General features: G+C 67.0%; 12 protein-coding genes. 2 read left to right on the top strand and 10 right to left on the bottom strand.

Features of this window, described 5'->3' with window-relative positions; genetic code table 11:
* The first annotated feature begins 33 nt into the window (after positions 1–33).
* On the top strand, positions 34–588 hold the full coding sequence (locus tag ACYVN4_RS08240) for a CGNR zinc finger domain-containing protein (protein ID WP_460718885.1): 555 nt from the start codon (positions 34–36) through the stop codon (positions 586–588).
* A 200-nt stretch (positions 589–788) separates the two neighbouring features.
* On the opposite strand, the gene ACYVN4_RS08235 is transcribed toward ACYVN4_RS08240, so the two are convergent.
* The gene (locus ACYVN4_RS08235) at positions 789–1256 is read right to left on the bottom strand and encodes a DUF4383 domain-containing protein (protein WP_460718883.1); all 468 of its coding nucleotides are present in this window, start codon (positions 1254–1256) and stop codon (positions 789–791) included.
* Between the two features lie 133 nt (positions 1257–1389).
* Here ACYVN4_RS08235 and ACYVN4_RS08230 point away from each other — a divergent pair, with 133 nt between their 5' ends.
* On the top strand, positions 1390–1950 hold the full coding sequence (locus ACYVN4_RS08230; protein WP_460718881.1) for a TetR/AcrR family transcriptional regulator: 561 nt from the start codon (positions 1390–1392) through the stop codon (positions 1948–1950).
* Here the strand turns inward: ACYVN4_RS08230 and ACYVN4_RS08225 are convergent.
* Genes ACYVN4_RS08225 through ACYVN4_RS08185 form a run of 9 tightly spaced genes read right to left on the bottom strand, consistent with a single transcriptional unit; the run spans position 1906 to position 11664 of the window.
* Entirely contained in the window at positions 1906–2883 is a 978-nt protein-coding gene (locus ACYVN4_RS08225) for an alpha/beta fold hydrolase (RefSeq protein ID WP_460718879.1), read from the bottom strand. The genes ACYVN4_RS08230 and ACYVN4_RS08225 overlap by 45 nt on opposite strands.
* Entirely contained in the window at positions 2868–4133 is a 1266-nt protein-coding gene (locus ACYVN4_RS08220; RefSeq protein ID WP_460718877.1) for a TetR/AcrR family transcriptional regulator, read from the bottom strand. Before ACYVN4_RS08220 ends, ACYVN4_RS08225 begins: the two co-directional genes overlap by 16 nt.
* Entirely contained in the window at positions 4130–4819 is a 690-nt protein-coding gene (locus ACYVN4_RS08215; RefSeq protein ID WP_460718875.1) for a hypothetical protein, read from the bottom strand. The genes ACYVN4_RS08220 and ACYVN4_RS08215 overlap by 4 nt, the downstream gene beginning before the upstream one ends.
* 28 nt (positions 4820–4847) lie before the next feature.
* Positions 4848–6023 (bottom strand): MCE family protein, encoded by a 1176-nt coding sequence (locus tag ACYVN4_RS08210; protein ID WP_460718873.1) that lies wholly within the window; start codon positions 6021–6023, stop codon positions 4848–4850.
* A complete protein-coding gene (locus ACYVN4_RS08205) occupies positions 6020–7144 on the bottom strand; it encodes an MCE family protein (protein WP_460718871.1) in 1125 nt (374 codons plus the stop codon). Before ACYVN4_RS08205 ends, ACYVN4_RS08210 begins: the two co-directional genes overlap by 4 nt.
* Positions 7141–8244, bottom strand: a complete 1104-nt coding sequence (locus tag ACYVN4_RS08200) for an MCE family protein (RefSeq protein ID WP_460718869.1) — start codon at positions 8242–8244, stop codon at positions 7141–7143. Before ACYVN4_RS08200 ends, ACYVN4_RS08205 begins: the two co-directional genes overlap by 4 nt.
* Entirely contained in the window at positions 8244–9257 is a 1014-nt protein-coding gene (locus tag ACYVN4_RS08195; protein WP_460718867.1) for an MlaD family protein, read from the bottom strand. Before ACYVN4_RS08195 ends, ACYVN4_RS08200 begins: the two co-directional genes overlap by 1 nt.
* On the bottom strand, positions 9254–10276 hold the full coding sequence (locus ACYVN4_RS08190; RefSeq protein ID WP_460718865.1) for an MlaD family protein: 1023 nt from the start codon (positions 10274–10276) through the stop codon (positions 9254–9256). The genes ACYVN4_RS08195 and ACYVN4_RS08190 overlap by 4 nt, the downstream gene beginning before the upstream one ends.
* Positions 10273–11664 carry an MlaD family protein gene (locus ACYVN4_RS08185; protein ID WP_460718863.1) on the bottom strand — a complete coding sequence of 464 codons (1392 nt, stop codon included), beginning with the start codon at positions 11662–11664 and terminating at the stop codon, positions 10273–10275. Before ACYVN4_RS08185 ends, ACYVN4_RS08190 begins: the two co-directional genes overlap by 4 nt.

Genomic DNA, 11664 nt, shown 5'->3' with positions numbered 1-11664 from the left:
CAGGTAGGTCGAAGTCGTTCATACGGAAGGGGGATGGCCATGGAGGCCCGTCGACTGTTCCGGCTGGACAACGAGGTGCTGGCGTTCCGCTACACCGCCACGGTGAGCGACCGTGCCGCCGCGGAACCCCTGGAGCGGCTCTCCGACCCCGGCCGACTCGAGCTCTGGTTGCAGGCCGTGGGACTCGGCGTACCCGGCGTCTCGCCGGCCGAGCTCGAGGACGCGCTGGCGCTTAGGGAGGCGATCTACCGTGCCGGGCTGGCAGTCGCCGCCGCCCAGCGCCCCGATCTGGGCGACGCGATGATCCTGAACCGGGCTGCGGCCGCGGGACGGCCGAAACTCGGCCTCGACAACGGGCTCGCCGTCTGGCATCTCGGCAAGAAAGCGCCGGTAACGGACGCGCTGGGAGTGCTTGCCGCTGATGCCATTCAAGTTCTGGGCGGCTCCGACCGCGGCCGGATCAAGGCCTGCGAGGGCCCAGGCTGCGCCGGATTGTTCCTCGACACCAGCCGTGGCACGAATCGCCGCTGGTGCTCGATGAACACCTGCGGCAACCGGGTCAAGAAGGCCCGGCTCGCCGACAAATAGTGACTACGGCGAAACCGGTCCCGCCCGCGCTGTGATATAGATGCTCGTTCGAACATCCGAACGAGAGGAGTCCACTGTGTGTCAACCTGTCCCCTGTGAGTCCTGCGGCAAGACCACCTGGTCCGGCTGCGGCGAGCACATCGCAGAAGTGAAGGCCGTGGTGCCCGCCGATCAGTGGTGCGAGGGGCCGGAGGCCCACGTCAAGCGATAGCCGCGCGACCCCGTAGCGAGGCGAGGGCACCGGCCACGAGCAGTGCGGTGCCCTCGACGGTGTGCACGATATTGCCGAAGGTGTCGACGGCCATCAGGTGCAGCACCTGGTCACCGCCGAGGAATCCGAGGATCGCGACCAACAGGTAGTAGGGCGCGAAGATCAGGCAGAACAATTCGGCGCGCGGTCGCCGCGTGGCCAGCACGAGCCCGGCGATCCCGCTGATCAGATGGAACAGCGCGTGCCAGCCGTTCACGGTGACGGGGATGAAGCCGAGGAACTGGATTGTGCAGGAACGCATCTCGCCGCCGAACGCCATGTCGGGGTAGATCCCGAAGGCGATCACGCCATTGATGGTGAACCACGCGCCCGCCAGGAACGCGAACAGCTGCAGCGGCGTCTCGAAGATCGCCGTGACATAGCGCAGCGTGTAGGTGCGGAGAGTGTCGAACAGCACGGCGGCGGGCTCCTGTCGATCGGATGCGAGTGGAGGCGGCTGCCCCCGCGGCTTCTAAGTCAGGTGTCCTAGAAATCGATGCGAGTATGTTCTAGGACTACTGTCTTAGTCAACCGGTGTGCTGGGAGGTTCGGTGGCGCGCGATACCCGCATGCGCATGATTCGCCAGGCCGCGCTGCTGTTTCGCGGCCGCGGCTACGCGGCGACCGGTTTCCGCGAGATCGTGGAGCAGGCGGGTACCCATCGCGGGGTGATCTATCACCACTTCCCGCGCGGCAAGACCGAGCTGGCCGAGGAAGTGGTGCGGCTCGTCGACGGCGCGGCCGGTCCCGCCATCGAGGCGGTGTGTGCGAACCAGGATCCGGTCTCGGCCATGCGTGCCATCCTGGCCGCGGCGAAGATGGTGATGACCGGTGGCGGCCACCCGGCCGGATGCCCGATCGCGGCGGTCGCGCTGGGGGCCGGACCCGAGGACGCCGAATTGGTCATTGCCGCACGGGATGTCTTCCGCCGCTGGCAGGGCTATTTCCGGGAGTGCCTGCACCGCAATGGAATACCGGAACCCGATGCGACCAACCTGGCCACCCTGCTGATCGCCGGGCTGGAAGGTGCGCTGGTTCTCTGCCGTACCGAGGACAGCACCGAACCCCTAGATCGGGTCGCAGACGGGCTCGAGCGAGCCTTGCGAACATAGCGCCGCCGCCTCGGCGTAATCGCTGGTATTCGCGAGGAAATCGTCCGTCCAGCGGGTGGTGAGTTGTTGCAGCGCCGACACATTGGCCGATTGAGGTATGCCGCAGGCCAATTCGCCGACCATGTCGGAACTGGCTCCTTCCGCGTCGGTGTGCTCGCCGAAGGGGAGGCGGACACCGAGGAACGGGCGGTGTAGCAGGGTCTGCACCGCGGTGGTGCCGCTGCCGAAGTTGTTGCACAGACCGGGCGGGCCGGACACGGTGAGGATCGGCAGTCCGCTCGGATCGAGGTCGGTGAGGGCCGCGTCGGTGTTGTTGCCCAGGAAGGACTTCACCGGGTCGAGCAGGATCAGGCCGCGCAGGTTCGGCCAGACGTCCGGATGGCTCGCGTGCAATCGGTGGGCGACGTACTCGACGGCTTCGGCCCCGGCGGAGTGTCCGATGAAGACGGCGGCTTGTGGGATGGCGGGCGCGCGGCGGCCGATCGCCGCCGCAGCCCGGGCCAGGCTCGTCGCCAAGGCACCGTTCGGATCGCCTGCCGTGGAGAACAATTCGGCGACATGATTCAGGAACGGCGTGTTGTCGCCGAGGTTCTGGAGTGTGCACCCCGAGAGATCGAGGAACGGCAGGCTGGGCGCGAAGACGAGATAGCCCGCGTCCGCGAGGGTTCGGGCGAGGTCGGCCACCTTGCTGCCGTCGCGGGCGAATCCGTGCTGCAACCAGATCAGGGCACGCGGTGAACCGTCGGGCAGGTACCAGTCGGCGGTCTGGTGCAGCGTGGATGCGGCGCAAGGGATGTCGATCGACCCGGTCAGGTGCACCGGGTCGGCCGTAGCGGCGGGGGCCGCCAGGACTGCGGGCATCGCGAGGGCGATCGGCAGTGCGATCAGGGCGGCCGCGCGGGCCGCCCACGTGGCGCTCAGGGGGAAGTGCATGCGCTAAGCCTGGCGGACGGACCGGGTTCGGGAGGGCCGAACAGCACAGCCTCCATGAGACGGATCACCCACTGACGCGGGCAGATTCGCTCGGTGTCGCCGAAGACGCGACCGTAGTCGACGACCAGGCCGAGAGCGGCGTGCACGAGGATATGCCCGGCGGCGGGCGTGAGGCCGGGCCGGACCTGGGCCAGCAGGGTGGCCCACTCGGCGACGACGAGGCGCTGGACCACGCGCAGAGTGGCCCGCTCGTCATCGGGAACATGGCCGAACTCGGCGAAGTAGACGTAGATCAGTTCGCGTTCGTCGAAGGCTCCGGCCACGTACATGTCGACCAGCTTCGCCAATGCCTCTGCCGGAGAGCCGGATTCGGCCACGGAGGGCCCGATGACGGCGGTCATCCGGTCGGCGGCACGGCGGAAGGCGGCATTGAGCAGGTCGCCCTTGCCCCGGTAGTAGCGGTAAACGGCCGACGCCGAAGGCAGTCCCGCGGCGGCGGCGATGTCCTCGACGCCGACATTCGGGTAGCCGCGCTCGTAGAACAGCCGGACCGCCCGCTGCAACAGCAGTTCGTGTTTGAGCGTATGCGGGATCTCCACCGCGCGCGGGGCGGGTGAGGGCCCTGTCGGGGCGGGCAGGTCGGTCTCGATCAGCGCCCAGCATGCCCGATTCAGCAGGACCGCAAGGGGTTTCGCGGCCAGGCCGACCCGATGGTCACCCAGGCAGCTGACCGCGCTGAAGACGCCGACGGCCCGCACCCGCAGCTCGTGCTCCGGCAGTTCCGGTCGCACCGCGCCGATCAATGCGCTCAGTTCGGTGAGGGCGGTGGCGAAATGCTCGTCCACCGTGCGCTTGTCGGGCTCGTCGAGGTAGCGATGCTCCCAGCGCGCCAGTCCGACGGTGGTCCGGTTGAAGATGGTTTCGGCGATGATGCCGTCGACGGCGTAGCCGAGCCGTCGCTGCGGAGACCACTCGGCGGCAATCTCCGGCAGGCTCACCGCAGCCACTGTCACCTCGCCCAGCCGCAGTAGTTCCCCGGCGAAGAGCGCGTACTTGCTCGGATAGTGCCGATACAGCGCGGTGGAGCTGATGCCGAGCCGGGTCGCGATGTCCTCCATGCTGACCCGGTGATAGCCCAATGCCGCGAACTCGGCCGCCGACACCGCGGCGATCTGTGCCCGCCGGTTCTTCGGGCGTCGGCGAACCGCCCGCGCACCCGGGTCGGGGGCGGGCATGGCGGCGGGCGTCACTGTTGCGGCTGCTGCGCCAGCGGCGAATTCACCTTGTTCACCAGCCAGCGGTCGCCGGAGCGCTCCAGTCGCATCACCATGGACAACTGCCCGGGCGCAGGCTTGCCCTGGGTACCCAGGCTGGTGATGGTCTGCCCGATCACCACGATCGCCTCCGCCGAATTCCGATCGGCATTGCGAACCGCACACTGCACATCGGTAGCCTTCGACACCACCTGCCCCTGACTCAGCACCTCCCGCAAATCCTTGCTGGTGGAATCGAATTGCTTCTTCCAATCACCGGTCGCACCGTCGAGCACCGAGGTGAAATAGGCGTCGAGATTCTTGGCGTCATAGGTCGCCAGCAGCGGAGCGTACTTGCAGGCCGCGGCCTGCGCCTGCTGCTGGGCGTCGAGCAACTCCTTGGAGTGGGCGTCGTGCTGATAGAACACGATGCTCGCGCCGATGGACGCCGCCAACGCCAGCACGGCCGCCGCACGCGCCACGATCCGGCCGCGCTTGCCGAGAGTGGGCAGCGAGCGGCGGACGGCGAACGACTTACGCACGCGTGTCGCAAGTTTTGGTGCTTCGGCGCGATCGGGGGTCTCGGCGTCGGTCTCGGATGTTGCCGTCTCGGTGTCCGTTGTCTCGGCCGGGTCGACGGTCTCGGCATCGTTCGGATCGAGCTGAATCATGTTGTCGCTCATGGGAAATCTCCTGGGGTGCTGCCGTGGGCTAGCGGGGGATGGGCTGGGACAGTTCGTTGCCGGTGACACCCGGCGGGGCGGTCGCGCCGTTGTCGGGGACGTCGGGGCGGGGTGCGTTGGCCGAACCGCGGATCTGCAGCGCCGGATTCGAGGTGACGCAGTAGTTGTAGAGACGAACCCTGTTGTCGGTTTGGATGTCGGTCGGGACTACCGGGATGGTGTCGTAGTCACAGCTGGGGCGCGGCCAGGGATCGACGAGGGTGTTGTAGGCCCCGTCATGGGCGGGCACGCCGAGCGCTTGGGAGCCGACACGCAGAGCCGGGAAGAGCGCGGCGATGGCGGGGGCGCGGAGCTTGGCGGCCTTGGTAACCGCGACGAAGTTCGTCACCAGATTGGTGATGGGGTCCTGGGTTTCGGTGATGAAGCCGTTGAGGGTGGCGAGTTGGCCGGGTCCCTGTTGCAGTAGTTTGCGCAGTTCCTGGTCGGCGGAGGCGAATTGGTCGAACAGCACGCTGCCCGCCTTGGTGAGGGTGCCCAGGTCGGGTTGCGCGTGCTGGGTGGTGTCGGCGATGACCTCGAGGTTCTCGATGAGCTGCCGAGTCTGCGGCAGCAGCCCGTCGAGGCCGGACATGGCGCGGCTGATGCCGGAGATCATGTTGCGCAGGCGATCCGGGCCCCCGGCGAGCGCCTTGTCCAGCTCGTCGATGATGACATTGAGCCGGTCGGGGTTCATGCCGCCGATGAGATCGCCGAGGTTGGCGAACACCGACTGGATCTGCACCGGGATGCTGGTGCGCGCCCGCTCCACCAGCGCGCCGTCGAGCAGGTACGGCCCGGTGTCGGAGTCGGGCCGGAAGTCCAGGTACTGCTCCCCGGCCGCCGACAGCCGCGCGACCGCCACGGTGCCGCCGACGGGAATGTGTGCGCTGTCATCGATTTCGGCGACGGCGGCGACCCCGTCCCCGGCGACGTGCACGTCACTGATCTTGCCGATCCGGCTGCCCCGGAAGGTGACGTCATTGCCGGGCAGCAGCCCGCCGGAGGAGGTGAGCTCGACGGTTACCCGGTAGGTGTGCGGAATCGGGTTGAACCGCAGCACCGCGCCGCCGATATAGCCCGCCCCAAGTATCAGCACCACGATCAGCCCGATATTGGCGATGGCGATGCGATGGCGCAGCACCCACTGCCACAGTGGCGGATTCATCGATCCCCTCCTTGCTGGCCGGGCTGGGTGTCGGGGGTTCGCGGTGGGCTGGTGAGCCGCCCGAACACCTTCTCCAGCACCTGAGCCAGACTGCCGATGAACTGCCCGGCATCCCCGAGCTCCGGCCAGCGGCTGCCACTCGGATCGGTGAGCGCACCGACGCTCAAATACGACACTGTGGCCGCGACGGCGAGGGCCGGACCGCGCAGGCTCGCCATCAGCGACGGATAGATCTGATGCAGCCCGTCGAGTGCGCCGGTGAGCTGATCACTCTGCGCGAACCCGGACATGAGCGCCTGAATGCTGTTGAACAGCCCCACGAAGTCCCCGCCGGTGGTGGTGGCGAAGTCGCCGAGCGCGTCGGTGGTGGTGGCGACCTTGGCCAGCAGGTCCACGATCTGCTGATTGTTCTCGGACAGCAGCCCGATGAGGGCGGGGAAGGTGTCGGCGGCCTGCCCGAGTTCGGTCTTGCGCCTGGCCAATTCACCCGAGAGCGAATTCATCCCGCCCAGCACCTGATCGAGATCCCCGGTGCGGGCATTGAGAGCGCCGATGGCCGCGGTCATCTCGGTGATGAGATGCGACAGTTCCGGCGCGCGCCCGGCGAACATGGAGTCCATCTGCCCGGTGATCTTGGCGGCCTGATTGATACCGCCGCCGTTGAGCAGCAGCGAGATCGACATCATGAGCTGTTCCACCGACGCCCCCGCCGCCGTGTGATCGACGCCGATGGTGTCGCCGTCCCGCAGCGGTTCCCCGGCCTCCTGCGCCGAGGGCAGCGTCATGGCCACGAACATGTCGCCGAGTGGCGTGCCCTGCCGCAGTTCGACGGTGGTGCCCTTGGGCAGCTGGATGTCCTGTCGGATGAGCATCTGCACATCGGCGAGGAAGTTCGTCGTCTTGATCTTGGTGACCACGCCGATATCGCTGCCGCCGATTTTGACGTGCGCGTGGTCGGGCAGGTTGAGGGCGTCGGCGAAGGCCGCGTGCACGGTGTAACCGGGCGCGCCCAGACCGGGTTTGGGCATGGGCAGCGTGTCCACGGTGACCGCGCAGCCGCAGGTGGCCAGCAGGGTCGTCGCGGTGAGCAGGCCGCCGAGAGCCGTTGTGCGTAGTCTCATTTCAGGTTCGCGATTCCCAGGAGTGCGGCGGTGAGCCCGAAGTCGGGGCCGAAGTCCTGCACCTTGCCGGTGCGGCAGCCGTCCAGGCGCATGGCGATGCGTTGGCAGAAGGTGGACAGGATCTCGCCGTCGAGCAGGGACTTGTCCAGCAGCCCGTGCAGTCGCAGCGCCTGGTGTTCGACGCTGGTGGCATTGGCCAGGTTCTGGAACATGAGCGGGCCGACGTCCACGATCTCGGTGAGTCCGCGGGCATTGGCGCGCATCTGGTCGGTGATGCCGACGAAGCGGGTCAGCGCCCCGGCGAGCTGATCCTTGTTCTGCCCCACCAGGGTCGAGGTATTGGTGACGAAGTCGTCGAGCTGCTTCAGCACCGCTTCGATGCCGGGGGCCTGTTCACCCAGCAGGTTCACCAGGTCGGTGAGCCGCCCGCTGAAATCGCGCACGGTCTGGTCATTGGACGCGATGACCTGGGTGATGTCATTGAGTTTGATGATGGTGTTGGAGATCTGGTCCTTGTTGGCGAAGGTCACCTCGAACGCCGACGAGAGCGCGTCGAGGGTGTCCCGCAGCTTGTCGCCATTGCCGTTGAGCAGGGGGAACAGCACGCGGCTGGCCATCGGCCCGGACTGGTTGTCGCCCTTGAGCGCCGCGCCGAGCTGGGAGAAGGTGGCCAGGATGCGGTCGAGCTCGACCGGAACCCTGGTGTGCTCCAACGGAATATAGGCCCCGTCCGTCAGGGTCGGGCCGTCGCCGGTATAGGCCGGAGCCAACTCCACGTGACGATTCGTGATGAGTTGTGGATTCACCAGCGCCGCAACGGCATCGACGGGAATCTTGACATCGCTGTCCAGGGACATGGTGACCTGGACGTAACTGCCCTTGGGGGTGACGGTTTCGACCGTGCCGACCGGAACACCGAGCACCGCAACGTCATTGCCCGCGTACAGTCCTGCGACATTCTCGAAATCCGCGGTGATCTTCATCCGCGCCCCGAGGTACTCCTTGGGCAGCGAGGTCAGCGCATTGGGCAGCATCCCGCACGCCGAGGTGAGCAGCAGCGCGCCGCACACCGCCGCCAGTTTCAGTCTCCGAAGTCTCATCACTTGCACCCCTGCACGGCCTGCGCGAAGCACAGCCAGTTGTCCGGGAACAGCCACGGCGCGTACACGTTTCCGTACGGGCCGTCGCCGAGCACATTGTTGAACTGCCGCAAGGTCACCGGCATGATCTGATACAGCTGGTCGAGGTTGCCCTTGTTCTTCTCCAGGCCCTGCGACATGGTGTTCAGATCGGTGATCAGCGGTCCGAGCTGGTTGTTGTTCTCCAGCCCCATCTGCTGCAGCAGGCTCGACAGTGACGCGACATTGTCGAGCAACTGCTTCAAAAGCGTCTGGCGTTGCTGGACCGCGTTGCCGATCGCCTCACCGCGAGTCAGCAACAGCAGCACGCTGTTCTGGTTGTCGGACGCCAACTGCGAGACGGTGTCCATGCTTTTCAGCAGCGTGTCCACCTCGTCACGGCGATCATTGATCACCTTGGCCAGCGCGCCCACGCTGTCGAGGGCCTGCACGGTCAGCTCGGGTGAGTTGCCCATCTGCTGATCGACGAGATCCAGGGCCTGCCGCAGCTTTTGCGGATCCAGCTGCTCCACGCGCTCGAAGGAGTTCTTGTACTGCGGATCCTGCACGACCTTGCCCAGGTTGTAGGGCACCGAGGTGTGATCGAGCTTGATGCGGTTCCCGGCCAGCGACTTGCCCTTGCCCGGTGTCAGATCCACGTGCAGCCGACCGAGAATGGTCGACATCTTGATCGCCGCGCGCGCCTCGTCGCTCAGCTTCACGTCGTCGTGCACCCGCATATCGACCAGCACCTTGCCGTTGTCCAGCTTGACGGCGCTGACCTGCCCGACCTCGATGCCCGACACATCCACCGTCGCGCCCGGCCGCAGCCCGGCGGCCTGGGCGAACTCGGCGTGAATCGTCTTGTCGCCCAGCTGAGCTCGTTCCAGCACGCTGGAGCCGACCAGCAGCGCCACCACGAATCCGGCCGCGTACAGGCCGAGTCGCAGATACCGGTTGCGCAGGAAACCGGGATAGCGCAGTCGCCGCGTCATCGGCACACCTCCGAATGGGATTGGCCGCCGATCTGATTGAACAGACCGGGCGGGAGCAGCACGCCCCACAGCGAGACGTCGAGGCTGCACAGGTAGGCATTGCCGTACGCGCCGTAGCTGCTGAACCGCGCGACGCCGTTGAGGACGTCGGGCAGTTCGACGGCAGCCTTGTCCAGGGACGCGCCGTTGAGCAGCAGCAACGCGACACCGGCGGAGGCGTCGGTTTGTGCCTTGGCGGCACCGGGTTTCACCGCGGCGATAATGTTCACCAGCGAATCCGTCGCCGTCGCAACGCGTTCCACCGAGGACTTCAGGGTGGTGCCCTGCGAATACAGCGCCTCGGTGAGCGCCCGCGCCTGGGTAATCAGCGTCTCCAGGTCATTGCTGCGATGAGCCAGCCCGGAGATCACGCTGGAGAGATTGCCGACCACCTGACCGAGGATCTCGTCGCGCTGCCCGAAGGTGGAGGCCAGCTGCGCGGCCTGCGTCACCAGCGCGCTGAGTGACACCCCATTGCCCTGCAACGCTTGAATCAGCGTCTCCGACAGCGAGTTCACCTGATCCGGTTGCAGCACACTGAACAGCGGTTCGAAACCCGACAGCAGTGCGGAGACGTCGAAGGACGGCTCGGTGCGCTCGATCGGGATCTGATCGCCCGCGGCCATCGGCGCACCGGCGTCCTTGCCCGGCATGAGCGCGATATAGCGCTGCCCGATGAGGTTCTGGTAGCGCACCAGCGCCTTGGTCGTGGTGGTGGGATGTTGATCGTCCTGGATGCGGAAGTCCACCCTTGCCTGGTAATCGTCGGCGAAGGCGATCTTGTCCACCCGCCCGACCCGGACCCCGGCCATGCGGATGTCGTCGCCGACACGCAGGCCGAGCACATCGGAGAACACGGCCGAATAGCTGTGGGTGCCGCCGGGCACCGAACGCTGCAATGTGGACCAGATGGTGTAGGTCAGCACCACCGCGACCACGGCGAAAAGGCTGAAGCCCGCCAAGGCTTTTCCGGATTTCACGAGGCGCCTCCGTCGGCGGGAACCAGCGATCCGCCCGCCAGGATGGGTGTGAGCAGCAGGACCTGCGCGGCGTTCGGCTGGCCGCCGACCAGTGCTGCGATGGCATCGGTGCCACGCAGTCCGGCCGGAGTCGCGGTCGTCGCGGGCGGGGTCGTTCCGGTCGATGCCGGTGCGGTGAGGCCCGGAATCGCGGGTAGCCCCGGAATCGACGGAAGGGCGGGAAGCGCAGGAAGATTCGGCGTGGCGGCGACGGGCGCGGGACCGGCGGAATCGAGCCACTTCGGCGTCAGCTGTTGCGGAAACTCCTGCGCGGGAGCGCTTTCCGGCACCGTCGATCCACCGCAACGCGGCCCGGCCAGATCGCCGTAGTGCGGGCAATCCTGCGCCGTGTACTGCTGGAAAGGTGTGAAGGTCACGTCCATCTTCCACACCATCTGCTTCTTGGGCCCGAAGGTGAACGTGCCCTGCAATCTTTGCAGCGCGGTATTGAGGTTGGCGATGGCGTACGGGATGGCCTGCGGATCCTGAGCCAGGCTGCCGAAGAGCTGGTTGAGCCCGGAGACCAGGAACTTGCCGGAGTCGGGATTGCGGGAGAACAGGCCGTTGACCGTGTCCACCGCGCTGCCGCCGCTGGTCAGCAGGCTCATCAGCGCGGCCCGCTGCTCGGTCAGCGTGCGGGCGGTGGTCACCGACTTCGCCAGTGTCCCCACCAGATCCGGGGCCGACTCGCTCAAGGCGGAGGCCGCGCGGCCGAGATTGCCGAGCAGGTCGCCGATGCCGTCGATGCCGCGCACCTCGGTGATCCAGTGGTCGAGGCGCTCGATCGTCGAACCCGGCACCCGCGCGGACGGATCCAGGGCGGCCGACAGTGTCGACAGCACGCGCCCGAGCTTCTCGGGCTGAATGTTGTTCAGCACGGTGCGCAGCACATTGAGGGTGGTCTGCAACTGCACGGTGGCGGCGCTGGTGTCCTCGGGGATGGTCGCACCGGCGTGCAGCCGGTCACCGGTGGGTGTGGTGTCGACCAGTTCGATCGCGGTCACGCCGAAGATGTTGTTGGGAATCACCCGCGCCGCCACCGTGGCCGGAATCGTCCCCGCCACTTGCGGTTTCAACGCGAGCGCGGCCCGCTGCCGTTCGCCCTTGGCCACCACCGTCACGTCCTCGACGCGGCCGACTACCATGCCGCGGAACTTCACATCGGCATGCGCGGGCAACCCGTCGCCGGTGCTGGTGAGTTCCGCGACCACCGCCACCTTGTCCTCGAAGCGGCCGTTGTAGCGCAGCGTCAGCAGATACACCAGCAGTGTCACCGTGGCGATCAGGGCGAGTCCGGCCAGCGTGAGCTGCCGGGCCGTGGGGCCCCGCCCGCTGGGATCGAGAATCAT

It is taken from the genome of Nocardia heshunensis, from assembly GCF_054782115.1.
This window is presented reverse-complemented; position numbering and strand designations above follow the sequence as displayed.

Coding starts and splice junctions, on each gene's coding strand:
- ACYVN4_RS08205 (WP_460718871.1), bottom strand. CDS start 7,144: ATGAGACTACGCACAACGGCTCTCGGCGGCCTGCTCACCGCGACGACC.
- ACYVN4_RS08225 (WP_460718879.1), bottom strand. CDS start 2,883: ATGCACTTCCCCCTGAGCGCCACGTGGGCGGCCCGCGCGGCCGCCCTG.
- ACYVN4_RS08195 (WP_460718867.1), bottom strand. CDS start 9,257: ATGACGCGGCGACTGCGCTATCCCGGTTTCCTGCGCAACCGGTATCTG.
- ACYVN4_RS08185 (WP_460718863.1), bottom strand. CDS start 11,664: ATGATTCTCGATCCCAGCGGGCGGGGCCCCACGGCCCGGCAGCTCACG.
- ACYVN4_RS08215 (WP_460718875.1), bottom strand. CDS start 4,819: ATGAGCGACAACATGATTCAGCTCGATCCGAACGATGCCGAGACCGTC.
- ACYVN4_RS08200 (WP_460718869.1), bottom strand. CDS start 8,244: ATGAGACTTCGGAGACTGAAACTGGCGGCGGTGTGCGGCGCGCTGCTG.
- ACYVN4_RS08240 (WP_460718885.1), top strand. CDS start 34: ATGGCCATGGAGGCCCGTCGACTGTTCCGGCTGGACAACGAGGTGCTG.
- ACYVN4_RS08210 (WP_460718873.1), bottom strand. CDS start 6,023: ATGAATCCGCCACTGTGGCAGTGGGTGCTGCGCCATCGCATCGCCATC.